Annotated in this window: 30 protein-coding genes; 12 read left to right on the plus strand and 18 right to left on the minus strand. The window is 66.4% G+C overall.

Going from position 1 to position 23,584, the window contains the following annotated elements:
- Positions 1-215: 215 nt before the first annotated feature.
- From folE to ACFOY2_RS14285, 3 genes are read right to left on the minus strand one after another with little or no spacing between them, the layout of a single operon-like run.
- Entirely contained in the window at positions 216-794 is a 579-nt protein-coding gene (folE, locus tag ACFOY2_RS14275) for a GTP cyclohydrolase I FolE (RefSeq protein WP_379528461.1), read from the minus strand.
- Position 795: 1 nt separating this feature from the next.
- On the minus strand, positions 796-1,194 hold the full coding sequence (locus ACFOY2_RS14280) for a hypothetical protein (RefSeq protein ID WP_379528462.1): 399 nt from the start codon (positions 1,192-1,194) through the stop codon (positions 796-798).
- A 19-nt stretch (positions 1,195-1,213) separates the two neighbouring features.
- Positions 1,214-1,717 (minus strand): DUF2231 domain-containing protein, encoded by a 504-nt coding sequence (locus ACFOY2_RS14285; protein ID WP_379528463.1) that lies wholly within the window; start codon positions 1,715-1,717, stop codon positions 1,214-1,216.
- A gap of 97 nt (positions 1,718-1,814) precedes the next feature.
- On the opposite strand from ACFOY2_RS14285, the gene ACFOY2_RS14290 reads away from it, so the two are divergent.
- Positions 1,815-2,507 (plus strand): helix-turn-helix transcriptional regulator, encoded by a 693-nt coding sequence (locus tag ACFOY2_RS14290; RefSeq protein WP_379528464.1) that lies wholly within the window; start codon positions 1,815-1,817, stop codon positions 2,505-2,507.
- A 20-nt stretch (positions 2,508-2,527) separates the two neighbouring features.
- Here ACFOY2_RS14290 and ACFOY2_RS14295 read toward each other — a convergent pair whose 3' ends face one another.
- Positions 2,528-2,914 (minus strand): winged helix-turn-helix transcriptional regulator, encoded by a 387-nt coding sequence (locus tag ACFOY2_RS14295; protein WP_379528465.1) that lies wholly within the window; start codon positions 2,912-2,914, stop codon positions 2,528-2,530.
- Positions 2,915-2,976: 62 nt separating this feature from the next.
- Here ACFOY2_RS14295 and ACFOY2_RS14300 point away from each other — a divergent pair, with 62 nt between their 5' ends.
- The 3 genes from ACFOY2_RS14300 to ACFOY2_RS14310 all read left to right on the plus strand — a co-directional run bounded on the left by ACFOY2_RS14300 (position 2,977) and on the right by ACFOY2_RS14310 (position 5,365).
- Positions 2,977-3,642, plus strand: coding sequence for a DsbA family oxidoreductase (locus ACFOY2_RS14300; RefSeq protein WP_379528466.1), 666 nt, complete (start codon positions 2,977-2,979; stop codon positions 3,640-3,642).
- Positions 3,643-3,758: 116 nt separating this feature from the next.
- Positions 3,759-4,256 (plus strand): SigE family RNA polymerase sigma factor, encoded by a 498-nt coding sequence (locus tag ACFOY2_RS14305; RefSeq protein ID WP_379528467.1) that lies wholly within the window; start codon positions 3,759-3,761, stop codon positions 4,254-4,256.
- Positions 4,253-5,365 (plus strand): hypothetical protein, encoded by a 1,113-nt coding sequence (locus ACFOY2_RS14310; RefSeq protein WP_379528468.1) that lies wholly within the window; start codon positions 4,253-4,255, stop codon positions 5,363-5,365. The genes ACFOY2_RS14305 and ACFOY2_RS14310 overlap by 4 nt, the downstream gene beginning before the upstream one ends.
- A gap of 14 nt (positions 5,366-5,379) precedes the next feature.
- Here the strand turns inward: ACFOY2_RS14310 and ACFOY2_RS14315 are convergent, their stop codons facing one another.
- On the minus strand, positions 5,380-6,042 hold the full coding sequence (locus tag ACFOY2_RS14315) for a hypothetical protein (protein WP_379528469.1): 663 nt from the start codon (positions 6,040-6,042) through the stop codon (positions 5,380-5,382).
- Between the two features lie 163 nt (positions 6,043-6,205).
- Between ACFOY2_RS14315 and ACFOY2_RS14320 the strand changes: the two genes are divergently transcribed.
- From ACFOY2_RS14320 to ACFOY2_RS14340, 5 genes are all read left to right on the plus strand, one after another.
- The gene (locus tag ACFOY2_RS14320; protein WP_379528470.1) at positions 6,206-6,598 is read left to right on the plus strand and encodes a VOC family protein; all 393 of its coding nucleotides are present in this window, start codon (positions 6,206-6,208) and stop codon (positions 6,596-6,598) included.
- Positions 6,595-7,044 carry a cupin domain-containing protein gene (locus ACFOY2_RS14325; RefSeq protein ID WP_379528471.1) on the plus strand — a complete coding sequence of 150 codons (450 nt, stop codon included), beginning with the start codon at positions 6,595-6,597 and terminating at the stop codon, positions 7,042-7,044. The genes ACFOY2_RS14320 and ACFOY2_RS14325 overlap by 4 nt, the downstream gene beginning before the upstream one ends.
- Before the next feature lie 278 nt (positions 7,045-7,322).
- Positions 7,323-7,856 carry a hypothetical protein gene (locus tag ACFOY2_RS14330; RefSeq protein ID WP_379528472.1) on the plus strand — a complete coding sequence of 178 codons (534 nt, stop codon included), beginning with the start codon at positions 7,323-7,325 and terminating at the stop codon, positions 7,854-7,856.
- Between the two features lie 61 nt (positions 7,857-7,917).
- Positions 7,918-8,343: a DUF6294 family protein gene (locus tag ACFOY2_RS14335; RefSeq protein WP_379528473.1), complete on the plus strand. Its 426-nt coding sequence runs from the start codon at positions 7,918-7,920 to the stop codon at positions 8,341-8,343.
- 37 nt (positions 8,344-8,380) lie between these two features.
- On the plus strand, positions 8,381-9,079 hold the full coding sequence (locus ACFOY2_RS14340; RefSeq protein WP_379528474.1) for a hypothetical protein: 699 nt from the start codon (positions 8,381-8,383) through the stop codon (positions 9,077-9,079).
- A gap of 122 nt (positions 9,080-9,201) precedes the next feature.
- Here ACFOY2_RS14340 and ACFOY2_RS14345 read toward each other — a convergent pair whose 3' ends face one another.
- Both ACFOY2_RS14345 and ACFOY2_RS14350 read right to left on the minus strand, forming a co-directional pair.
- Positions 9,202-9,939 (minus strand): phosphotransferase family protein, encoded by a 738-nt coding sequence (locus ACFOY2_RS14345; RefSeq protein WP_379528475.1) that lies wholly within the window; start codon positions 9,937-9,939, stop codon positions 9,202-9,204.
- Between the two features lie 92 nt (positions 9,940-10,031).
- Complete coding sequence (locus tag ACFOY2_RS14350; RefSeq protein ID WP_379528476.1) at positions 10,032-10,421, minus strand: VOC family protein; 390 nt, start codon at positions 10,419-10,421, stop codon at positions 10,032-10,034.
- Between the two features lie 117 nt (positions 10,422-10,538).
- Here ACFOY2_RS14350 and ACFOY2_RS14355 point away from each other — a divergent pair, with 117 nt between their 5' ends.
- Positions 10,539-11,186 carry a TetR/AcrR family transcriptional regulator gene (locus tag ACFOY2_RS14355; protein WP_379528477.1) on the plus strand — a complete coding sequence of 216 codons (648 nt, stop codon included), beginning with the start codon at positions 10,539-10,541 and terminating at the stop codon, positions 11,184-11,186.
- Between the two features lie 73 nt (positions 11,187-11,259).
- On the opposite strand, the gene ACFOY2_RS14360 is transcribed toward ACFOY2_RS14355, so the two are convergent.
- The 3 genes from ACFOY2_RS14360 to ACFOY2_RS14370 form a co-directional block, all read right to left on the minus strand.
- On the minus strand, positions 11,260-11,808 hold the full coding sequence (locus ACFOY2_RS14360) for a hypothetical protein (protein WP_379528478.1): 549 nt from the start codon (positions 11,806-11,808) through the stop codon (positions 11,260-11,262).
- An 11-nt stretch (positions 11,809-11,819) separates the two neighbouring features.
- Positions 11,820-12,914 (minus strand): hypothetical protein, encoded by a 1,095-nt coding sequence (locus ACFOY2_RS14365; protein WP_379528479.1) that lies wholly within the window; start codon positions 12,912-12,914, stop codon positions 11,820-11,822.
- A gap of 188 nt (positions 12,915-13,102) precedes the next feature.
- On the minus strand, positions 13,103-13,780 hold the full coding sequence (locus ACFOY2_RS14370) for a DUF6461 domain-containing protein (protein WP_379528480.1): 678 nt from the start codon (positions 13,778-13,780) through the stop codon (positions 13,103-13,105).
- Between the two features lie 122 nt (positions 13,781-13,902).
- Here ACFOY2_RS14370 and ACFOY2_RS14375 point away from each other — a divergent pair, with 122 nt between their 5' ends.
- On the plus strand, positions 13,903-14,430 hold the full coding sequence (locus ACFOY2_RS14375; protein ID WP_379528481.1) for an ROK family protein: 528 nt from the start codon (positions 13,903-13,905) through the stop codon (positions 14,428-14,430).
- A gap of 226 nt (positions 14,431-14,656) precedes the next feature.
- Here the strand turns inward: ACFOY2_RS14375 and ACFOY2_RS14380 are convergent, their stop codons facing one another.
- The 8 genes from ACFOY2_RS14380 to ACFOY2_RS14415 form a co-directional block, all read right to left on the minus strand.
- Positions 14,657-15,583, minus strand: coding sequence for a hypothetical protein (locus tag ACFOY2_RS14380; RefSeq protein WP_379528482.1), 927 nt, complete (start codon positions 15,581-15,583; stop codon positions 14,657-14,659).
- Positions 15,584-15,683: 100 nt separating this feature from the next.
- Positions 15,684-15,935 carry a hypothetical protein gene (locus tag ACFOY2_RS14385; protein WP_379528483.1) on the minus strand — a complete coding sequence of 84 codons (252 nt, stop codon included), beginning with the start codon at positions 15,933-15,935 and terminating at the stop codon, positions 15,684-15,686.
- A 131-nt stretch (positions 15,936-16,066) separates the two neighbouring features.
- Complete coding sequence (locus ACFOY2_RS14390) at positions 16,067-17,014, minus strand: oxidoreductase (RefSeq protein ID WP_379528484.1); 948 nt, start codon at positions 17,012-17,014, stop codon at positions 16,067-16,069.
- Positions 17,015-17,315: 301 nt separating this feature from the next.
- Positions 17,316-17,837: a hypothetical protein gene (locus ACFOY2_RS14395; RefSeq protein ID WP_379528485.1), complete on the minus strand. Its 522-nt coding sequence runs from the start codon at positions 17,835-17,837 to the stop codon at positions 17,316-17,318.
- A gap of 303 nt (positions 17,838-18,140) precedes the next feature.
- Entirely contained in the window at positions 18,141-18,917 is a 777-nt protein-coding gene (locus ACFOY2_RS14400) for a hypothetical protein (RefSeq protein ID WP_379528486.1), read from the minus strand.
- A 593-nt stretch (positions 18,918-19,510) separates the two neighbouring features.
- Positions 19,511-20,554, minus strand: a complete 1,044-nt coding sequence (locus tag ACFOY2_RS14405) for a WD40 repeat domain-containing protein (RefSeq protein WP_379528487.1) — start codon at positions 20,552-20,554, stop codon at positions 19,511-19,513.
- Between the two features lie 321 nt (positions 20,555-20,875).
- The gene (locus tag ACFOY2_RS14410) at positions 20,876-21,880 is read right to left on the minus strand and encodes an aldo/keto reductase (RefSeq protein WP_379528488.1); all 1,005 of its coding nucleotides are present in this window, start codon (positions 21,878-21,880) and stop codon (positions 20,876-20,878) included.
- Positions 21,856-22,728, minus strand: a complete 873-nt coding sequence (locus tag ACFOY2_RS14415) for an NmrA/HSCARG family protein (RefSeq protein WP_379528489.1) — start codon at positions 22,726-22,728, stop codon at positions 21,856-21,858. Before ACFOY2_RS14415 ends, ACFOY2_RS14410 begins: the two co-directional genes overlap by 25 nt.
- Between ACFOY2_RS14415 and ACFOY2_RS14420 the strand changes: the two genes are divergently transcribed.
- Positions 22,700-23,281 carry a MarR family winged helix-turn-helix transcriptional regulator gene (locus ACFOY2_RS14420; protein WP_379528490.1) on the plus strand — a complete coding sequence of 194 codons (582 nt, stop codon included), beginning with the start codon at positions 22,700-22,702 and terminating at the stop codon, positions 23,279-23,281. The two genes, ACFOY2_RS14415 and ACFOY2_RS14420, sit on opposite strands and share 29 nt — an antisense overlap.
- Positions 23,282-23,584 lie beyond the last annotated feature (303 nt).

The raw sequence follows: 23,584 nt of genomic DNA on the forward strand, positions 1-23,584 counted from the left end.
CCGAACTACCCTGCCGCAGCGGCGAGCGCTCGCGCCTCCGTGAGAGAGATCAGTATGTGCGGACGCTGTGGATATGATCCCTGGCCAGCAGGCATTCCTGCTGGCCCGCAAACCAGCCGACGATGGCCGGCCGTGATATCCGCCCCTCTCCGCTGACGCACGGCGAGCGTGGCCGGGCCGCGCCCGATGTCGATCCCGAACGGGCACGGGTGCGCTCAGGGCTTGGCGAGCGAGAGGAATTCGGCGCGTGAGCGGGCGTCCTCGCGTAGGGTGCCGAGCAGGGTAGAGGTGATGGTGTGCGCCCCGGGCGATTGTGCCCCCCGCAGCGTCATGCAGGTGTGGTCGGCCTGGATGACCACACCGACGCCCCGTGGCTGCAATTGCTCCTGCAACCAGTCGGCGACTTGTTTGGTGAGGCGTTCCTGGACCTGCGGCCGGCAGGCGAAGTGTTCGACCACACGGGCGAGCTTGGACAGGCCGACGATGCGCGGTCCTGGCAGGTATCCGACATGGGCGGTGCCGGTGAACGGCAGCAGGTGGTGCTCACAGACCGACCGAAGCGGGATGTCGCGGACCAGGACGAGCTCGTCGTATCCCTCGTCGTTGGGGAAGGTGGTCAGCTCGAAGGGCCGTGGCGTGAACAACTCGGCATAGGCCCGGGCCATCCGCCCGGGTGTCCCGCGCAGACTCTCACTGTCCATTGAGACGCCCAAAGCATCGAGAAACCGCCGCGCCGCCTCTTCGGCGGCGTCGAGGTCGATGCCGGCCCCGCGAACAACCGATGCGTTGACCACTTCAGCTCCCTGCCAGGGTGGCGATCACGACCAGGACGAGAGTGGCGACGGCGAACAGGCCGTGCCCGGCGACCACGACAACGGGGATGGCCCGCTCGGGGGCCACGCTGGTGGCCCGGGCGCGGTAGACGGGGATCCATCGGGCCAACATCGCGAAGCCGAGCAGCGCGACCAGCACGAGCAGGACCAGGGCGATCCATGCCAGGACGTTGTTGCCGAAGGCCAGGTAGAGGATCCACAGGATCAGCCCGGTCGCGGCGAGCAGCAGGTGGCCGAAGGCCACAGGGGCGGGCAAGCGTGATTCCTCCTTGCGGTGCCCGCCGCGGGAGATCCACACGCCGAGCATGAAGAACCCGCCGAGCGCGGTGAGTAGCCAGGTGACAAGTGCGGCAACAGCCATGATGATCTATCTCCTGCGTTCAGGAACGGAAGCCTTCTGCTTGGGTGGTCTCATCGGCGACCCGGACGCCGTACCGGTAGGTGAGCTTGCCGCCGAGGTATCCGGAGATCGCCAGCGCGATCAGCGCAACCGCCGACAGCGCGATCTGACCCGCCTCCACCGGCCCGGTCCCCGCGCCGGCCCGCCATGCCCAGGCGGCGCCGTACACGGCAGTGACGATCAGGTTCAGCGACAGATGGACGAGTGCCGTGCGGAACGCCGCGGTTCGCGGTGGGACGACCAGGAAGTCCAGGAAGCCGAAGAGGGCTGCGACGAGCGCGCCGATCACTCCGATGGCGATCAGCCACAGTGATCCGCGAGCCAAGAAGTCGGGATCGGGCACCGCGTGCGAGGCCAGGTCGAACACCATGCTCGTCACCCACGCGCCGATCGGCACGGTGACCAGGATCGGGTGCAGTGGATGTCCGTACGGCCCGGCGAGTGCCGTGACAGGGCGCTTGGCCTGATGCGGCTGCGCTGACATGACCCACCTCCTATTTCACCAACAACCCTTGGTTTTATCGGATCGAGGCCAAGATACAGAAGGTTTAGCCCGAGTCAATAGGTGTTATCGTGGACAGGTGACGGATGACGGGGTGCGGGCTGTCGCGGCACTCGACGACGAGTTGAGGCGTCGCATGTATGGGTTCATCCGGCAGTCACCGTCGCCGGTGACACGCGACGAGGCCGCGCAAAGCGTAGGCATCTCCCGCAAGCTTGCGGCTTTCCACCTGGACAAGCTGGTCGAGGTCGGGCTACTGACCGCCACCTACGCCCAGCCGGGCGGCATCCGCAGGGTGGGCCGCGCTCCCAAGCTCTACCAACCCTCCGACCTGCAGGTGCAGGTCAGCATCCCGCAACGCGAGCACGGTCTGCTCGCCGGCATCCTGCTGGACGCGGTGCGCCTGCAGCAACCACAGGAGCGCGGGCCTGACGCCGCCCTGCGCGTGGCCTCCCACCGAGGACAAGCCATGGGCCAGGTCGAACGTGAGCGGCTCAAGCCTGGCCGCCTCGGCACCGAACGCGCCCTCACCTACGTCGGCCAGATGCTGGAACACCACGGCTTCGAGCCCGTCCGCGTCGCGCCAACACGCATCCAACTGGCCAACTGCCCCTTTCATCCGCTCGCGGCCAAGGATCCCGACCTGGTGTGCGGCATCAACCACGCCTTCATGACCGCCTACTGCGCAGGACTCGGCGCCACCACCATCACGGCCACCCTGGCGCCCCGCCCCGGAGCCTGCTGCGTCGAACTGCACGCCACGGATGCGTGACGTACCGCCTCGCCAGGCGCTCAGGCTGTGGAGTCGTGCCGATCCCACGCGGCCGTGATCTCCTCCGTGCGGAGCGCGATCCAGGCGATGAAGCCCTGGAGTTCGCTCATGAGCTCCTCGCCGAGAGGGGTCAGGCCGTACGACACCCTGGGTGGCGTCGTCGGCTCGACCTCGCGGCGGATGAGGCCGTCGCGGCAGAGCACGCGCAGGGTCTGGGACAACATCTTCTCGCTGATGCCGCCGATGCCGTCACGGAGTTGGTGGAAGCGCAGCGGGCCCTGGTGGAGAGCGGTGAGCACGAGCACACCCCAGCGGCTGGCGATGTGAGACAGCAGGGTGCGCCCCGGACAGTCACCCGCGAGCAGGTCGCTGACGGTGGTGGCGGGGCCGGTCGAGCCTGGAGGCATGGAAGGAGCTTACCCAAAGGTACGTTCTTGTGAATGGATAGCGGCTTACCTATGGTTAGCCCGTGCCTGAACTGACCATCGATGTGTGGAGCGACGTCGTCTGTCCCTGGTGCTTCATCGGCAAGCGCCGGCTGGACACGGCGCTCGCCGCGTTCGAGCATCGCGACGCCGTCACCGTCCGCTTCCGCAGCTTCCAGCTCGACCCGAACGCCCCGCGCGAGAGCACCGAGACGCTCCCAGAGCGGACACAGCGCGATCTGGGCCTGGCCACCGTGGAGGAGGCCAAGGGACTGCACGCGCAGGTGACGGCACTGGCGGCGGCCGAGGGCCTGGAGTACCGGCTCGACAGAGCCCGCCCGGTGAACTCCCATGACGCCCACCGGCTCCTGCACTTCGCCGCCGGACAGGGCCGCGGTGAGGCGCTACAGGAGCGGCTGTCACTCGCCTACACCGCGGAGGGCGTCCTGATCTCCGACCACGACACGCTCCTCGCGCTCACCGGCGAAGCCGGCCTGGACCAGCAGGCCGCGCGGGCGGTCCTGGAGGGCGACGCCTTCGCCGACGCTGTGGCGGCGGACCGGCGGCAGGCGCTGGCGATCGGGATCAACAGCGTGCCGTCCTTCCTGGTGGGCGGACGCTATCTTCTGGCCGGGGCGCAACCGGCCGGCACGCTCGGCGACGTCCTGACCCGTGCCTGGGACGAGCTGACCGCGATCTCCACCCAGTAATCCGCCCCAGCGCGGCCCTCGATGGCGGGACCCGTCATGGCCGCGCATCCCCGGGGTGGCGGAAACAATCCCGCCCTTCTGCCAACCTTTTCCGGCACCTGCGGCGTTGAGGCCGTGTGAGTGATCCAACGGAAGATGCGGCGTACGCCGCCTTCGTCGAGGTGGCCTGGAACAGGCACATGGGCGTCGCCATCCTGCTCACCGGCGACCGCCACCGGGGCGAGGAACTGCTCCAGGACTGCCTGGTGCGGCTGTACGTGCGGTGGCGACGCGTAGGTTCCACCGACCCGCATGCCTACCTGCGACGAATGCTGGTCAACGGGAACGTCAGCTGGTGGCGGCGGCGTCAACGGGAACTGCCTACTGCCGGCCTCCCTGATCACGCAGATCCTCGGTCCGGACCCTACGAACCGCACGAGGATTTACGGCGCGCGCTGCTCTCCCTGCCGCGCAGGCAGCGCGCCGTTGTCGTGCTCCGGCACTACGAGGACCTGACGGAGAAGGCGGTCGCGGCGGCCCTCGGCTGCACAGTCGGCACGGTCAAGAATCAGCACTCCAGAGCGATGGCACGGCTGCGCACGGCTCTGCGGGACAACCAGGAGGCAGCACGATGAACGACGATCAGGAACAGCTCGTCCACGCATTGCGGACCCTCGCTCGTCGCGAATCGGCCACGCCCGCGCCGGTGTCGGATCTGCTGCGCCGGGGACGCCGGGCCAAGCGGACCCGCGCTGTGATGGGCGCCATCGCCGGAACGGCCCTTGCCTCGGCAGCCGTCGTCGTGGTTCTTGGCACTGGCGGAGTCGACCCGGCCGGCACGCCATCGCGTACGACTCCGATCGCGAGTGCGCCACACTCCGGAGACGGTTCGCGGCCCTCGCACTCCCCCCGTCCACGATCTCTGGACGCCCGCTCCGTCCTGCTGGCCGCGGCCGAGACCGCCGCCCGTGAGCCGGCCACATCGGGCTCCTACTGGTACACCCGTGAACGCACCTATCAGCCGGTGCATTACCTACCAAGAATCGGAAAGAAGGCCGAAAAGCCGAAACGGGAGAAGATACCGTTCTCGGCGACTGTGGCGAGTACCCAGGACAGCTGGCACGCGAGCGACAAAGGACTGCCCAGCCGAACCGTGACCGGCCAGAACCCGAAGGTCACCTTCGCTTCCCCGGAGGACGAGGCGAAGTGGAAGCAACTGGGCTCGCCCGCCCTGGCCCAAGAGAAGACCAACGACTACAACATGGAACTCCATTTCCTGATCGGCACACACCGCTTCACAGTCCAGCAACTGATCAAGCTGCCGACCAGGAAGGACAGCCTGGAGAAGCAGTTGCGGCGGCTGTTCGACGAAGAGTCCCCGAGCGACTGGTGGCCCGCCAAGCCAGAGTTCACCGGCTACGTATGGTCGACGGCGCAGAACCTGCTGGCCGGTCCGATCAGCCCCGGGACCCGCTCCGCCCTCTACCGGCTGCTTGCCGAGCAACCCGCGATCAAGTCGCTGGGAGAGGTCACCGATTCGCTGGGCCGCACCGGCGTCGCGCTGGCGCTGGACACAAGCGGGAACGGGGATGGTGACGGCGAGTCTCGACTGATCGTGGACGACGACGCGGCGGAGCTGCTCTCCTACGAGTTCCGCTCACGAGGCCAATCGGCGCCGGCACTGCAGGTCACCTACGAGGACATGGGCTGGGTCAATGCCTTGGGCGAGCGTCCGCAAGGCTGACCCGGTTGGATAACTCACACAGACAGCACGGTATGTAGGTTGAGGTCGTGAATCTTCCTTCCTACTGGCTGCCCCGCCCGCCCTTCAGCCCGGACGACAAAACCCTGGCTGACGTCGCCGAACAAGCCGGATACACCAGCCTGCGATACGAGGGGTTCGCCGGCGCCAGGTGGCCAACCTGGCGCCGGCCCAGCCGGTGGCCAAGATCCGGGTGCTTCCCGGAGAATTCCCATTCCTGAGTGACGTGCGCGGACACGATGACCGACCGCGACTTTGATGTTGTAGAGCCTGATCCGCTTGGTGAACGTTTCCCCGACGGGCGCGGAGGACTGGTAGCCGCACGTCTCTCTGCGAATGGTCCTCGCGTCGGCGAACCCGTCGTTGACCGTCATCGACACCAGCGCACACCAGCCGTCGTAGGCGGTGTCGTAAACGGTGCCCGTGACTGCCGCCTGGGTGGCGGAAACGAATGTGACCTTGCCGTCGTTACGGCTGTCCCCTCCGGTGAAGGCCCCCGCACGAACGCCATCCTTGTACGCGGTCAGGCTCACGTTGAAGACAGATGCCTGTGCGCCGGCCGGGTGTGTCGTGATCAGCGTCAGGGCGAGCGCGCCAAATGCGGCTCCGAGAACCGAACAGGCTCGCCCTTGCCGGGACACTCTCTTGAGATTGGCCATGATGGTCCCCCTTTGCGTTCTGGTGTCATCGGCCAGCGTGCAGAAAGGGCGCCATAACCGCGTCATAGCCACCGCTTGCGCCGCTTCGGGCTCTTGACGTCTCCCACTCTTTAGAGTATCACTTTAAAGTATGACCTTAGAGTGGCACTACAAGAGGTGAACCATGGTGCTCTTAGGCGGGTTCCACCACGTCAAGCTGCCGATCTCCAACGTGCACAAGAGCCTGGAGTGGTACCGGCAGGTGCTCGGCCTTGAGGTGGCGATCGAGTTCGTCGAGGACGGCGTGCTGCGCGGCGTGGCGCTGACCGATGCGGGCCAGACGCTCATGATCGCGCTGCGCGAGGAGCCCGAGCGGGCCGCAGGGTGGAGCGGGTTCGACCCGGTCGCGCTGGCCGTGCCGACCTTGCAAGCGCTCCACGCCTGGTCCGATCACCTGGACGCGCTCAGCGTGGAACACTCCGGCATCGCCGAAGGCAGCGTGGGATGGCTGATCGGCGGCATCACCGACCCCGACGGCATCGAGATCCGGCTCTACACCCAGCAGAGGCGGCCATGAGCGCGCTCCACCTGCCCGCCGGCGCCGGTGCCACCCATCGGTTTCTCGGGACCATGATGACCGTGAAGGCAGGGAAAACAGAGACCGGCAAGGCCCTGACCCTGATCGAACAGGAATGCCCGCCGAATTTCGCCACCCCCTGGCATGTGCACCAGAACGACGACGAGGCGTTCTATGTGCTGTCGGGGACCATTCACCTGTACTGCGGCGACCAGACCTGGCAGGCCGGAACCGGCGACTTCGTCCTGCTGCCTCGCCGCCTGCCCCACGCCTTCGCCAACCGCCAGGACTCTCCGCTCCGCCTGCTCCAACTGACCTGGCCGGCCGGCTTCGAACACTTCGCGGCCGACATCGCCGGCTGTGACGCCGATCCTGGCCTGTTGGCCGAGGTGGCCGCCCGCCACGGTTACCAGATCATCGGTCCACCACCGGACACCATCTCGTGATCTCCTGACGTGCGGCACCGGCTCCGCGCTCGGCCCGGGATGCCGCCACGGTCGCGTGCTCCCTCCGGTCTCCGGCTCGCGCGGAGCCGATCATCGTCACTCATGCGCAAGGAGAGCCTGCGGCAAGGGCCGGGCGTCTCCGGCCGCCCTTGCTGATCACGCCGCGATCTTCGGCCGCGTGGCCTGGGCCCGCTCCTTCCGGCGGCGGTACAACCTGCACCTCATGGGTCAGAGCATCCGTCGGAGCACCCGTCCAGAGTTCGAGAAAAGGAATCCACATGGCGCGTTCCGGACCGTTCGTACCCGTCCTCGCCCTGGCAGCGGCCCTGCTCGCCGGTTGCGGGTCGCCGCCTGACAAGACGGCGGGCGCGGCGGCGGCCGACGACCGGCCGCAATGCCCGCTCACGCCCCAGGCCCTGGCCGAGGTCACGGCCTTGCAGTGGGAGCTGAAGGAGAGACGCGATGAACACCCGCTGGAGACAGCGGAGTCGATCAAGGCGATGGTCTGCCTCTACACGGCGGCCGACGCCCCCCAGGAGGGCTCCGATCCGCTGACGATGCGGGTCGACCTGGTCGAGGGCGCGGACTCCGCCACCATCAGGAAGAACTTCACCGACACCTGCACCGAGAACGGGGGCGAGGTGCGGGACGTCTCCGGAGCGAAGGTCTGCGACAGGAACGGCTCTGTCGTGGAGGGGCTGGCCGGCGCCGGGGACCGGGCGATCGACGTCTACTGGGTCAACGCCGACACGTCCACGGCCACCAGATTCACCCCGGTCTTCCACCGGATCCTCGCGGCGGTCGCTGATTAACGCCTGACCTCGGGACCCGCCGTCGGGCCGGGTCCGATTCCCCAGGAGAAGGGAACGTTCCATGAGAAAGTCAAGCAGGACCATGAGTGCGGCCGTCGCCGTCCTCGTCATCGGCCTGGCGCTGCCGGCCACCGGGACGGCGAACGCCGCCCTCGGCGAGAAGACGTTCACCTGGAAGCGCCCCATGACGGCGGGCGACTGCCAGATTTCCGCCGGCGCGACGTGGACGCTGTACCCGAACGGCACGGCGCGGCTTGACGCCACGGTGTTCAGCATGGACGGCGACGACGCCTGGTTGATGTGGGCGCGGCTGCTGGACGAGGACCGCGCCGTGCTCGGTGAGATACGGGTGTCCAGGAGCAACGGCACCAAGTTCGTCAAGAACCTGCCTGTTCAGTTCCGGAGATACCGCTGGCTCGCCAACGGCCGGTTCGACCAGGACCTGTTCGACCTGGTCGAGTACGTGTCGCTGAGCAAGCACTGCTGATCAAACGCTGCCCGCGTCCACACCAAGGGGAAGAATCATGAAATATGCCACCATAGGAACGGCGGCGGCCCTGACCATCGCCATCTCGCCCGCCTCCGCCGCCGCGTCCACCGCGCCGGGACCGGACACCTGCCTGGTCGGCTTCGTCTGGCGGGAGGCCCGACCCACCGACCACGTCTGTGTGACCCCCAAGGTTCGTGACCGAACCAAGGTGGAGAACCGGCTCAAGTACACCAACTGGGTCCCGGGCGCATACGGCCCGCACACCTGCATAAAGGGAATGGTGTGGCGGGAAGCCTTCGCCGGCGACGACGTCTGCGCCAGCCCGCGAAGCCGCGACGAAGCGCGGCGGGACAACGCCGCCGCCGCCGACCGGCGGGTCACGGCCAAACTGTGGATCTCCACGTACCGGCTGGGCCCCACCGACAACGGCGACGGCACCGCCAGCACCACCTCCACCGACGACATCCCCCGGCTGAAACTGAACGGCAGCCACTTCAACCTGGGTCAGGTGAAGCTGTTCATCTACTACAACACCGGCAAGCTCTTCTGGAGCGGCACGGTCACGGCCACTCGGAACGGGACGCACGCCGGCGGCAGCTGGGGCAAACAGACCGGCAAGTTCGACTGCTCGACCCCGGGGAAACCGGCCAATGCCTACGCCCGCGCCCAGGACGTCACGTCCGGCCGCTGGTCTGCCAGCGTCCCGGTCCGCGTCGGCTGCTCCGTCTACTGACCCTCCCGCACCAGCCCCGCGCGGTACGGCCAGCTTGTGGTTGAGCAGCGACGATGACGTCATGGCGAGGATCGTTTCCCAGCCGAACGTTCAGGGCTTCAGCCGGTAGTGGTCGTGCAGCCTCACATCCGGGATTTCAGCACGTCGACCTCGCAGCCTGGCGAGGACGGGTCGAAGCCGTGCTCGATCAGCCAGCGGATCGCCATCAGGCTTCGCAACGACCACCACCCGCGGATCACGTCGAGGTCGACGTCGGTGCCGTAGCCGGCGACGACGTCGTCAAGGTGCTCCTCGTGTCCGAGCGTCAAGATGGCGAGGTCGAACAGGGCATCGCCCTGGCTCGCCTCGGACCAGTCGATCACGCCGGTGATCTCGTCACCGTCGACGAACACGTGGGTGATCTGCAGGTCGCCGTGCGTGAACACCGGTGTCCACGGCCGGAGCGCCGCCTCGGCAACCCGGCGGTTGCGCGTGACCAGGTCGGCGGGAAGGACGCCGTTCGTGACGAGCCACTCGCATTCGCCGTCGAGGCGCGGTGCGATCTCGTCGAGGCTCTGACCGGGCCATGGCGGCAGCGGCGCGTCGTGCAGCATCCGCACGGCGGCACCCGCCGCGGCCCACGCGGCCGGCGACGCGGTCGACGGCTCGCCGAGGCGGCCGAGCGCCGTCCCTGGGAGGGCGGCGAGCGCGAGCACGGGCGGCTTGCGCCACAGGACCTCCGGAGTCGGGATCGGCGCCATTGCCATCGCCTCGACCTCGACGTCGGTCCGCCTCTGATCGACGTCGATCTTCAGGAACACGTCGCCGACGCGCAGAGTCGCGCGCTCGTTATGGGCGACGACGACCTCGACTTCCTCCATGTCGGCCATTATCGCGGGATGATCACCGACGTCGCCACGGGTTTATCGCGTGCGAGTGCGCGACACCGACCGCTGACGGGTCGCGGGGCGGGTCAGCGGTGTTCAGGGGCAGCCCATTCGACGAACTGGACGATCACGCCGTTGGGGTCGGTGACCTGGAACAAGGCTTCGCCCCAGGGCTCCTGGCGCAGCGGCATGGTGATCCGCGCCCCGGCATCACGCAGCCGCTTTTCCTGCTCAGCCAGGCCGCCGGCGAGGGTGAAGGCGAGGATCAGGCCGCCGGCACGCTGGTCGCGCTGCTCGGGCGGCAGCACCTCGATGCCGCGGGCGAGCAGGACGATGTCGACCGCGTCGTCGCGCGACAGGGAGGCGAAGCCGTCGGCGGCCTGCTGGACGGTGTAACCCAGGTAGGTGGTGAAGAACGCCTGGGAGGCGGCGACGTCGTCGACCGTCAGCGAGACGGTGGAAGCGATGAACTGCACGGATCTCCTCTGGTTCAGATACAGCGTTCCATCGTCATAAATTTATAACGGAGGCAAATTTAGCCCAAGGTCCCCAAGGGTGTCAACATAAAAATGCTACGAGGGTAAGATTGCGTCATGGCTACCCAGACTCCCGCTCCGGCCGCCGGGCTGCGCGAGACCAAGAAGCACGAGACCCGGCAACTCATCTCTGACCATGCGACCAGGCTGTTCATCGCCCAGGGCTTCGAGCAGACGACCATCGCCGAGATCGCCGCCGCCGCCCGCGTCGCCAAGAAGACCGTCACCAACTATTTCCCTCACAAGGAAGACCTGGCCCTGGACCATCAGGAGGAGTTCGCCACCTCCCTGGCCCGTGCCGTCACCGCACGACGCCCAGGGGAATCAGCGCTGGCCGCGCTGCGCCGCGCGTTCGCCGACTCCGTGGCCGCTCAGGACCCGGTCGCCGGATTCTCCGGCCAGGAGTTCAGCCGCATGATCGCCGACAGCCCCACCCTGACCACCTGCCTGCGCGGCCTGCACGACCAGCGTGAACACCACCTCGCCCAGATGCTCGCCGACGTCACCGCCGCCCAGCCCGACGACATCACCGTGCAGACCGCCGCCGCCCTGCTGGGCACCGTCCACCGCGTGCTGTTTCACCGCATCCAGACCCTCACCCTCGCCGGACACCCCAACGACCAGATCGCCCTCACCATCGCCACCGAAGCCACCCAAGCCTTCGACTTGCTGGAGCCCGCCCTGGCCGACTACGCCTCCGCCTGATGTGACTCGCCGGGATCACGTCGTCGCCTGGATACCGAACCTCAAGACCTCACCATGGCGTCCCTGGCCTACGTCAGCTCAACGGACGACGCTCGGGAGCCCGGAAATACCGAGTGCGCTGTTCCAGCAACCAACGCTCGACATCCTCATCCGTGGCATCGGCATACGGCTCCGCAGCCAGACGCTCCAGAAGTTCGTCGCGCTCAGGATGATCACTTGCCGCCACCATCGACCGCACCGCAACCACGCCGCCGGCCAGAACAGCCCACAGATCCAGGCCCATCTCCGTGTCGAAATTAGCGATCTTCGCACTCCACTGCAGCCAGGCATCATCCACGCAGCGATGCTCGGCCAGCAAAAGCAGGCCGAGCCTCAACTCTTCCGACACGCCCCAGAACTCTTCAGCCTGCCGAATGTCCTGCTGCAGCAGGAACCTCAGCAAAGCCCGATCACCGGCCCGCGGATCGAACAGAATCGCCGCCAGCACCGCCGCACGACGTTCGGCGTTGGCATCCCAGATGTCGTCATCCTCGGCGAGGGCGAAAGCCAGCCCGGACCAAGAATCCGGTTCAGCCCGCAGAACCTCCAGGAACCGTCGACTCGCCGCATCAGGCTCATTCATCGGACGCCATCCTAATCAGACCCCAAGCCAAGACGGCCCAGCCAACTCCGCCGGCGGCTGGCTCTTGCGCGGGGAACCCGGAAGAGGAGGGCCAGGCTGGCCAGGTGGAGGAGGAGAATGGTGAGGCCGGTTGCCGATACCGCGGGCACGTGCCACCAGGGTGTGATGATTCCCGTGCCCACGTAATTGTGGAAATAGCTTGTGTCGCTGTAATGCAAGGCAGAGTCCAGTAATCCCATCGCGTAGGGACATCCGATGAGACCGGCGAGCAAACCGGCCGCCAGCCGTTCACGGGCTTGGTGCCGCCAAAGGATCACGCCCGCCACAACGACAGGGCTTGCGGTGATCCCGAAAAACACGACGTGGACCTCCATGTCGAGGAGGAAGGAAGCGGGAAGGAAGTCGGGTTCGCCGCGTTCGATGGCCAGACCGACCACGGCGCCGGGATAGTTCGCCATGGCGTAGACCAGCAACAACGCCGGGGTGAGCAGCATCAGCAAGGCCGACTGGCGGGGCGGGTTCATCCACAGGGGCAGGGAGTCCGCCTCGGCGGGCGGCTTCTGGTGGGCGGTCCACCATTCCACTCCGTGCCTACCGGTCAGCAGAATGAGACCCCATATCTGTGCGACCACACCGGCCAGGACCGGGACCCCGCGGAGTGGGGCATACCAACCGGGCAGCTCCAGATAAATGCTGTGATCCATTTCTCCGCCGTCGGACACCAGCAGGGTTCCCGGCGGCTCCATGACGAATGCCTGCCAGAGCATGGCCACATAGACAGCGGTCGACCCGGTGGCGACCGCGAACAGCAATGTCGGCCGGCGCGGGCCACGCCGTACGTCCCATACCAGCACCCCGAACACGACGGTGGCCACCGCGGCGAATATGCCGAGGCTGATCAATTGGTAGCTGAACTCCGTATCGGATTGGCTCGCCGCGGAACGCCACGTCGCCGCCGAGATCTCCTGCGGATTCTCGTGGTCCGGCAAACTCAGTGAGCTCTGCGCCTGGGCGAGCAACGTGATCAGCACCAGCGCGATTCCGGCCGGGGCCGGGGAAAGCATCAAGGCGGTCGCTTTCCTGATCCTGTCTGGGATGGCCTCCATGTGATCTCCGACGCACCGGGCCTTCGCAAGGTTCACAGGATGCCCTGCCCTGGTCGCCCAGCGCACACATCCGTGATGGACCCACCGCCACCAGCGCCCTTTGCCACGAACGCCACACGAGCTCCGCCCTCGCCCAGACCGGAATTTCGACGCCCCCGGGCGAGGCCGTCGCCCTGACCGTTCAGGGGTCAGCGGGTCGCGTCGGGCATGCGGACCGTCACGTAGGGATGCGGCTGCTCCAACCACTCGCCGCTCAGCCGCGCTCCGGTGGTGCGGTCGATGACTGCGAGACAGGCGGCCCTCCAGTCGTAGTCGGCGCGGTCATCGAGGTCGTCCTCATCCTCATCCTCATCGAGGCCCTCGGACGCGGGCTCGGCGAAGAAGTCCGTCATCGCCTGCAACTCGGGCCATCGAGCCAGGCCGGCATGGTGTTCCTGCCGCCCGGGGAAGCGCGCGTCGATCGTCAAGATGAGGTCGCCTCCGGCCGCGAAGCTCAACAGATTGCCGGCGTTGACGTTCCACCAGGCGCTGTAGACGCGCGCTCCCTCACTGAGCCGCCGGAGCACAGCAGGGCTTGCCCCGAGGTAGTCCCACTCGAAGAGAATGGTGGTCGAGCCGAACCCGTCGACGAGCACGGGGTAGGCGTCGTGTTCGGGCGGCCCGACGGCGTCGAGCGGCACCGGCTCGTGCAGCCCGTAGCGCGTGTTCCCGGCAAGCCGGGCGGCGACTTGCTCCAAAGTGAACGCTCGCCCGTCGTCGGGGACCACCGCCGTCCAGCACATGCCTACGCGGAGCCACCGCGTGCTGCTCATCAGTCGCCGGTAGTGCTCGCGCAGATCGGCGGTCGGCGGCTGTCCGGTGTTCAAGCAGGGCCCCTTACTCGGCGGGAACGGATCGTCGAGATCATCCCAGAGGCGCGGCGGAACCGGACAGACCATCCCCTGAAACGACAAGCTCCCGCCTGACCTCAATGATCAGACGGGACGTCATGGTGGGCGACCAACTGTTGCGGGGGACTGCGGGAGCGGCTGGTGAGCTCGGTTGGATGCCTGTCCCCGGCGCGGCCGCGAGCGACGGTGGCTTTGATCGCAGCCGTCATGAGGTGGGTGCTGCCTTCCAGGCCCTGGTGGGCTGGCGGGGGGTGCAGGAGCTGGCCAAGAGGCACCGGATCGCTGCCGAGGATGCCGCGCAGAGCGTAGCGGCCGCTGCGGGGAGCACGGAGGGGGCGGCCTTTCTTGATGAGTTGGCGCGGCGGATCGCTTTGGGGGTCGCTTCTATCTGCACCGTTCTCGATCCTGAGCTTGTTGTGCTGGACAATCATGTTGGTTCTGCCAGAGGTGACGAACTGGCCGGTCGTGTTCAGCGGACTGTCGCCGACATGATTTTGCTGGTAAGTAGCAGCAGCGTTTCGGTCAGTTTGGGCAGCACTCGGGGGCTGATCGGGTTTGTAATGTCGGTGAGAAGTAGCAGCACCCGGAGGCTCGACCGCGACGCCAGCATGCCGAGCAAGCCATAGTGCCGGGCCCGCCCAGTCGGGCGCGGCGGCGTCTTCCCAGGCGGTGCGGACGGCGTCCGGGTCGGGGGATGAGCCCCAGGTCGGTGGCCGAGGCGAGCTGCTGGGCGAACCCTTCGAAGGAGCCGGCCAGCGACCCTCCGCGGCCAAAGCGGCCGGCGGGCGCCCGTTCGGGGGCGGGTTGGTGAAGAGAGGTCAGGAAGACGGCCCGCCCGTTTTCTTCCCCGGTTCAGTCGTGGGGGAAGCAGACTCTGGAGTGGAGACGAAGGGGGCGGCCGGGTGGGAGAGGCGGTTCCAGCAACTCGTCCACTGGGACGCCGGTCCAGTCGATGGACGTGGTCTCGGTGTTCTCGTGGAGACGAGCGTTCAGGTCGTACTTGGCAGTGGGGTGGCCGGGGCGGTGGATGTGCAGGGTCAGCTCCGCACCCTCATCGTCCAGGACTTCACCGGTCAGGCAGTGGGATCGGGAGCCGGCGTTGGGGCCGGGGCCGAGGGCGGCGGCCAGGTGCTTGCGAACGTCGGCGACGGAGGTGAACAGGACGAGGGCGTCCTCCCATTCGTTGTTGTTGATCCAGTAGGCGCTGCGCAGTAGCGCGAAGGCGTGGCGGGGGTGACTCGTCTCGCTCTGAGGCCCTTTAGCGGGCGGAGCATGAAGGTAGGAGAGGGCGGAACGGGCGCAATGGTCGTCGGGTGCGCGGTGTAGGGCTTCCTGGTAGGCGGCGATTGCGGCGTTCTGGTCGCCCGTCCAGGTGAGGGCATGGCCCAGGTAGAGCGGCATGAGGGCGTCGTGGGGGTCCGCGGCAAGGGCCGCCTCTGCGGTGAGGACGGCTTCCTCGGCGAGCGGACGGCTCACGCCTTTGCTGTCATGCATTCCCAACCCGTTGAGCAGCGTTCCGTCGTCATCGTCGAAATCGCAGCACACGTCCTCCAGCACCACATGCCGAAGGGCGAAGGTCGAGGCCACTGCACGCAGGATCGCAAGAGTGGCGGCAGTCTCGGCGTCTTCGTGCGGTCCCTGCTCGGCCTGGTCGCAGTGGTGGCGAGCCTGGGCGATCAGGTCAGGGGCCGCCTGGCTGAACCGCCGAAGCAGGAACTCGCATTCGGCGAGCGACCGGGCAGCCTGCAGCAGGTGAATGTGCGGATCTTGTGCGGGCATGGGTCGAATTCTGCCATCGAGTCGTTGCGATTCCCGGTGAACGCTACGACTCGATGTCCTGGTCATCGGGCCACCTACTGAAAACAGACACTCAAGACTTTCAGACCAGGAGACCCAGGGTTTCGGGCGCTTCCCAGACCGTCAACTCGGGGTCGGTTTCCTCCTGCGCGTACTGGTTGATCAGTTCGGCGAGGGCTTGCCGGTCCTGCTCGGGGAGGTCCTGCCGGAGAGTGATCACCGGCTGGAGCACCTTCATCGTGGCCTCCGGTGCGATGGCATCGTCTTCACTGAGATCAAGCCCGATAGCGATCTCGGTGAGGGCTTTGGCGAGGGTGCGTTCGAGCGTGGTCATGATGGGTTCCTGGCTGGTTGTCGGCCGACCGTCGGGAAACCACGAAGCACCCGGGCGCCATCGGTCCTCGGCCGGCTTCGAGCAGGGCTCGGGCGAAGGTCTCGTCCGGTGCCCGAGCCCTGCTCGGAAGGTCAATGGCTCCGTATGGCCGGGAGATCGTACGTGACGCCGGTCAGGCGTTCCGACAGTTGCCAGAGGCGTTGCGCCGTTTCGGTGTCGTGGAGGGCGGGCTCGCCGGTGCGGCGTGTCGGCTCGCCGTGGATCTGCAGCGGCCCGTCAGGCACGATGTAGGCGCCTCCGGGCAGGTCGGGGACGGTCGCCGCGTACAGGGAGGTCTTCGCACCCTCCGGTGTCGGGCGGAAGGCCACGCGCAGGATCAAACGGGTGGCGGCCAGGTACAGCCGCCCGCGGTCGCTGTTGGGGCCGCCGGTCAGCACGTTGGAACGGGTGAACCCGGGCTCGACGGCCATGCTGCGGAGCGTCAGCCCGGCGGCCTCTGCCTTGCGCTGCAGTTCCATGGCGAAGTAGAGGGTGGCCCGCTTGGTGCGGCCGTAGTGGAAGGCCGGGCGATAGGAGCGTTCGGCGTTGAGATTGTCCAGGTCGAAGCGGGCGAAACGGTGCGCCATGCTGCTGACGGCGATCACGCGCGGGTCCGGTGCGGCGAGCAGGTGCGGCAGGAGCAGGCCGGTCAGGGCGAAGGGGCCCAGGTGGTTGACGCCGAACTGGGACTCGAACCCGTCAGCGGTCCGCGCGTACGGCACCATCGCGATACCGGCGTTGTTGACCAGCAGGTCCAGCCGGTCGTGGTCCCACGCCGCCGCGAACTCGCGGATGGAGGCCAGGCGGGACAGGTCCACCTGGCGCAGGTCCAGGCTTGCCTGCGGCATTTCGTCCCGCATGCGGGCGAGGGCGGCCCGGCCACGTTCCAGATCTCGGCAGGCCAGTACGACGTGGGCGCCGCGGCGGGCCAGTTCACCGGCCGTGACGTAACCGATGCCGCTGTTGGCCCCGGTCACGATCGCGATTCGGCCGGACTGGTCGGGAATGTCGCTCAAGGTCCAAGGGAGAGGGGTGCCCATGGTTGCCACCTCACGGGGGGATGTCGATACGTGCCATTGAGCATGCCCCCTTTTCGGGGTGGCATCGTCCATGTCCGGCGTGAAGCGGTCATCGGCGCGGTCGTCGAAGGCTTGGGCATTTTCGCCGCAAGGCGTTCGAGAGGGCATATCGCCACAAGGTGTCGCCGGTGTCGTGCCTGCGCGAGGGGACCGGATACCGCGACGGATGGTTCTGCCTGCCGTTGATCAGGTCGGGAAACCCTGGCATACATATAGGGGTCGCAGGCTTGGACGCCTCCGGCGATTGACGGGCCGGCGAACGTCAACGCCTCACGAGCTCGTACACCTCGAAGAGCTGATCGATATCGGCCGTCAGTCCGGTCACGTCGTTGATCGCTGCCCACAGGAAGTCCTCATCGGGACCCCACGACGGGATTTCGACCTGGGATTCCACCGGCAGCGGCGCGCCCACATCCACCACTGGCTCGCCATTGTGAAAGACGATGCCCCGGACCAGCGTGCCGTCGTCATAGAGCCACAGCCCGTAAATGCTCGACACGCTGGAGAACAGGACCGCCAAGGCTCGAGTGCCCTTGAGCGTCCCGAGCGCGCCGGACTCGAGCCGCCGGTCAACGTCGGGCGCGATTCGCTGGTCCGTGTCCCACACCTGGCACCAGCCATTCGTTGCGGCCAGATACAGGCGTTGACCAGGACTGTGACTCCATGCGTAATCGGCGCTCAACCGCTCACCGCTCGGCGCGAAATCGGCATCGTCCGGCAGAGCGCCAACGACCTCGTCAATCGACCGCCCATGTACGAACAGCGCGGAAGTGTTCCATCCCATGCCAGGCGATCTTCGTGCTCCCCGGTCAGCACGTCAAACGAAGCACACGACCGCGTGACAGCACCCGAGCCACTCGTCTCGCCGACTCTCGAACCCCAAAAGGACGAACCCGATTCGGAAACCCCTGAAACGACAAGATCCCGCCCGATCTCGATGATCAGGCGGGATCCCGTCAACTTCAGTCCAGCCGTTTCAAGAACGGCCCTGGGTGGGGGCGTTCACGAATAGGGTCGGCCTGGGGTGGGGTAGGTACCCAGAAGATCGCTTCCCGCACTGGATGCAGCGCCCGTGTTAGTTCGTCACTCAGTGCTTCAGCTTGTTGAAGGCGATGGTCTGAGCGGCGGGCGGAGGCTTGATGGTGAGCTCCATTCCCCAGTCCGAGTAGCGGACGTCGTTGGCGAAGCCGAACCAGCCCTGGCCATCGGTGACGCCCTTCCACTTATCTCCTGCCGGCTCCCGCCACCTGGACCAGGCACGGCGTACGAGGCCGTCCTTGCCGATCCACAGCCGCCAATCGATTTCCCAGTCGGCGTGTTCATCCTTCAAAGAGCCGCCGCGCAGATCCGGCCTGACATTCCACAGCTGACGGAACGAGATCGATCCTTCGTGGAGGGTCGTGGGCGATCCGTCGTAGGTATCCGAGGCCTTGGTGGTCGTCGTGGTCGCCAGGACGGCCGCGAGCACGTCCGGCTTGTCCAAACGCAGGTATCCCGTCTCCAGGCGCAGTACGCAGGGGTGCTTGAAGGTGACCCACTTCTTGCCGTTCGGCCGCTTGGCTTTCGGGTCGTACTCCCAAATGCGTTCGCCGATACAGATATCCCGAACGCCTGCCACTCCCAGTTGAAGGTCCCACAGGTCGGTCGCCGCCACTTCGCCGTCACCGAATCCGACGACACCCTTCGTCGGCTTGAAGCGCTCCCAGCCTGAGGTCGGGCCCGAGTTGAACGTGCTGTATTCGGTGATCCGCACGCCATGTCCTTTGACCAGTTGTCGCTGGATCGCCGCGACCGGGTCGCCGGCCTTGGCCGCGCCGACGGCGGGGGCACCGTAGAGTGCTAACCCGGTCACGGTGAGCGTCACGACCGTCGTCCATCGCCTCATAAAGTGATGCTTCTCCTCGCGATGGGCCCGGTAATTCCGTCGACACAGGCCGAAGCGGCGATCTTCGCATGTGTCGGTCTCGCTGCGATCACAGCAGCAACCGATCAAGGAGTCATGCACTGATGGCCAACGGCTGAGTGCGGCTTCAACCACGCGCCAGGTTCATCTACACCGCCGCTGAAAGGAGGATCACTGGCCTCTCCCCGATGAGCCGCCCTGGGGTGTCCGAACCGATCTCGTCGCGCACGCGGGCACCAGCATCACAGAAGCGGCCTACCGGCACCAACTCCGGCCGGTAATCACCAAGGGCGCCCACACGATGAACACCATCTTCGGCGACAGCCGACACGGGTAGAGAGTCCGACTGAGATGGCTCCCCGATTGGCTCCCATCGACTTCCGGACATGGGAAAAGGGCCCCCGGATCACTCCGAAGACCTTTCTCACCTGCATCTTCCTCGTGGGGTGTTCACGAGTGGCGTTGGCCAGCAGGGAAGGGACGCTATTAAAGATCGCTTCCCGTCTTCGATGCGATCGTTTCCCGGGAGATGCTCGGCAGGCCAAGCTTGTGCGTCAGCGGCTGTGGCTTGGCGCTGCCGCGATCTGTGGGACTTGGAGGTCCCACAGGCTCAGCTGGCCGTCTCGTCCTGCCGTGATCGCAACAGTCCGGCCATCCAGATCGGTGAGGCGGACGGCGGAGACCTCGCCCTCGTGCTCGATGAGCGGCTCGCCGATGATGCGGCCTTCCTCCAGATCCCAGGCGCAGACCCGGCCCTCCTCCGAGCCCGTCACCGCCAATGGACGCCCGCCGACGAGCCCGGCATCTATGCACGTGAAGTCGTCTTCGAACTCACCCTCCTCGATCCGCTCGGTGATCTCCGCTGGCCAGGCGAGCGCTTCATCCTCTTCGCCCGTCTCGGGATCGACGAGCCAGACCGCGTGACCCTCCGCTCCGACAATGCGCGGTCGTCCGTTCACCGGCACCAGGGTGGCTCCCATCAAGCTGGGACCCGTTTTTGCGGACTGGACGAGGCTGCGTTTCTCCCGGAGGTCCCATACCTCGAGGCTTCCGTCCCAGCTGCTGGAGAGGAGCACCGGCCGCTCCCCAAGCGTTCCCGACGCCAGACCGCCGATGCCGTCGGAATGCGCGCCGAGCAGTTCGGCGTACATCTCGCGCCGCTCGACGTCATACACACGTACGCGGGGATTGGTGCTCTGGTCAGCGCCGACGAGCATCGGCCGTCCGTCCATCTCAATCCCGATTACCATGTTGAGAGCGGCATGCGTGGTGTCCGCGGAAATCTCCACCGCGCCGGTCTCCAGGTCCCACTGTGCGAACGGCTGGTGGTCCGAGCCCCCGCCGACCACGATCCGGCCGTCCAGGACGGCGGCCCCGACCGCGTACACATCGATGAAGTCATATCTGTCTTCTGGCCGGAACGGCATGTCCATCTGGTAGCTGTCCCAGCGGTCCTCCAGCGGGTCCCACGTGTACACCGAGTCGCTGGAGTCGACGCAGACGATCAGCGGCCGCCCGCCCACCTGGACGATGTCGAAGTCCCAGATCGACCTTTCCCAGGGATTCGTGCTGGACCGGCTGACGGAGAAGGAAGCCATGATCAAGACTGTAGTAGAAACCGCGTCCATGGCCTTCGCCCCGGTTTCGAGAGGCTCGGCACTCCCCTGTCCCACCCAAAAGGGCGGGCTGAGTAACGACGCCGCAGGCTTCGCTTCATGCTACGGACCGCACCGTCGCTCCCCCTATATTGCAGGGGTTTTGACGCTGTGCTTAGACCCCCGCCCGTTTCCAGACGAAACCGCCAGCCTGCTACCGGGCCTCCTGGCAGCTACCCGGACCGGACTTCCACCGGCAAGCGACGACGAGCTGACCGCTACGTCACGGCTTCACCTCCTGCTCTACTGGGCGCACGAAAGCATTCAGTGATCGATCGTGCCCAACGCGGCCGCTGGGTAACGGTCACCGGCCGCCGCTGGTAGCTGCGCATCGATACTCGTGAGGTCTTCGACGGTCAACTCGACGTCGGCCGCTGCGAGATTCTCCTGGAGGTAGGTCCGGCGTTTGGTACCGGGGATCGGGACGATGTCCTTTCCTTGAGCGAGCAGCCATGCGAGAGCGAGTTGTGCCGGTGAACAACCCTTCTGCTCCGCGATTAGGCGAACCTTGGCAGTGAGCCTCTTGTTGAGCTCGAAGTTCTCGCCCTGGAAGCGTGGGTTGTGGGCTCGTACGTCGTCCGGTGCGATCTCGTCCGCTGAGGCGAAGCGATCAGCCAGGAAACCGCGTCCGAGCGGGGAGTAGGCGACGAACCCGATGCCGAGGCTGCGGCAGGTCGGCAGGATCTCGTCCTCGACGTGGCGGGTCCATAGCGAATACTCGGTTTGGAGTGCCGTGATCGGGTGTATCGAATGTGCCCGGCGCAGAGTCTGGGCCGAGGCTTCGCTAAGCCCGATACCCTCGACCTTGCCTTCTCGAATGAGTTCGGCCATGGCGCCGACGGTCTCCTCGATCGGCGTGTGGGGGTCCACGCGGTGCAGGTAATAGAGATCGACGTGATCGGTCCTGAGGCGCCGCAGCGATCCTTCGATCGCCCGCCGTACGTTCTTCGGGGAGCCGTCAAGCCCGGGGTTGTCCGGCGTACCGACACCGAACTTCGTAGCGAGGAGAACGTCATCGCGCCGGCCCTCGATCGCCTTGCCGATCAGCTCTTCGTTGGTGAACGGCCCGTACATCTCGGCGGTGTCGAGAAAGGTGCAGCCGAGGTCAAGGGCTCGATGGATGGTGGCGACCGCCTCACGTTCGTCTGTAGCCCCGTAGAAGGCCGACATGCCCATGCAACCGAGGCCGATGGCCGGCACGCTGAGGGTTCCGAGTCTGCGCTGCTTCATGAGAAACCCCTGCGTCAGTTGCCGGTGGCCGGTTGCCATGCGGTCTCCCGAAGCCAGTCCCGCAGCGTCCTCAACCCAGGATGCCGCTCGCGCAGTTCAGCGATATCGGCCTGGTAGCCGGAGCTGTCGAACCATTCAAACATGAGCGTCAGGTCTTCGCTGAACCCCCGGATCTCGGCCAAGGGCTGTTCCTCGTAGCTTGCCGGGATCGTTGTCGCCTCTTCGAAGGCCGCGGCGATCTCGGGCCCGGTGAGCTCATCACCGGCGAGTGCCACCGCCTGCCCGATGTACTCCTCGGGTCGATCGAACGCGTCCGCTGCCACCGCCCCGATGTCGGCCGTAGCGATCATTTGCAGCGGTCGACGCGCTGGCAGTGCCAGGCGCACCGTCAGAACCCCGTCGATCGACTGCGGAGGTTGATATACGAAGTTCTCCATAAAGAAGACAGGGCGCAACACCGTTGTAGGCACCTTCAGCGCCTGGAGGTGACGCTCGATTGTCCACTTGCTCTCGAAGTGCGGCACGCCGCTGTCTCGCTCCGCGCCGTCCACCGATGTGTAGACCACATGCGCCACGTTCAGCTCTTTGGCTGCCTCGGCGACGACCCTGCCCTGCCGAACTTCACCGTCGAGGCCGGCGTCGGTCAGAAAGGTCTGCACACTGAATACGCCGTGCGCACCGGCCATGGCATCCCGTAGTGAGGCCGGGTCCTCGAGGTCTCCGTGGACGACGGCTGCCCCCTGGGCGGCGAGGTCCTTGGCAGCGGGCGAGTCGGGCGTGCGTGTGAGTGCCCGGACCGGCCTGCCTCGCCGCAGTAGTTCCCGCGCGACGGCTCCGCCCTGTCGGCCGGTCGCGCCGATGACGAAGATCGTTCCTTCTGCCGTCATGAATCTGTTCCTTTCAGCGGACGGTGCATTATTTGATGGTGTTGGCAACTGTAGCAGATTGCAACAGTTATCCCTAGCTACCATGGTGGTCATGAAGGCTTCCAATGCCAGACCACCAACGCTGCTGGCCCTGCCCTCGTACTTGGCGGCGCAGGCATCCAAAATCGGTCGCCGCCACCTCGAGGATGTGCTGAAGGAACAAGGCCTTGCCTCTCTCGATCACGCTGTCCTCACGGCGCTGGACGACTTCGGCACGCTGTCCCAGCAGCAATTGGCGGACTCGCTTGATCTCGACAAGAGCCACCTGGTGAGCCGCATCGACCACATGGAAAAGCGCGGCTACCTCACCCGTGCCCAGGATCCCTGTGACCGGCGCCGACACAGAGTTGAGCTCACCGACTCCGGGCGCACGCTCCTAGAGCGGCTACGGCCTGCCGCCGAGGAATCACAACGGCGGTTTCTCCGGCCTCTTTCGGCCCCAGAGCAGCAGACCCTCACCTCCCTGCTGCGACGCGTACTGATGGCAGCAGACAATGACGAAGTCGAACGCTGACCCAACCGTGCCATCGCTTCAAGGTGGCCGCGAGGTTGGAGCTGGTTTCCAGATGACGCCGCCGCCATCATCACGGCGATTGGCTGACGGCGGCCATGACAAGCTGGTTCTGGCACGAAGTCCGTGCCGATCACAAGTCGGCACTGATGAGCCCCGCCGATGATCATGCTTCGAGTGCAGAGATCATGATCTGAGGGTTCTCCTTCCGCACCTGGCTGACCTGCATATCGGATCGCCGTGAAGGGGCAGGGCGTTCGGATAGCGGCCTCGTGTTCGTGGGCGACCATGTGCGTTCTGGGTGCG

It is taken from the genome of Nonomuraea purpurea (genome assembly GCF_042650645.1).
Lineage (GTDB): Bacteria > Actinomycetota > Actinomycetes > Streptosporangiales > Streptosporangiaceae > Nonomuraea > Nonomuraea purpurea.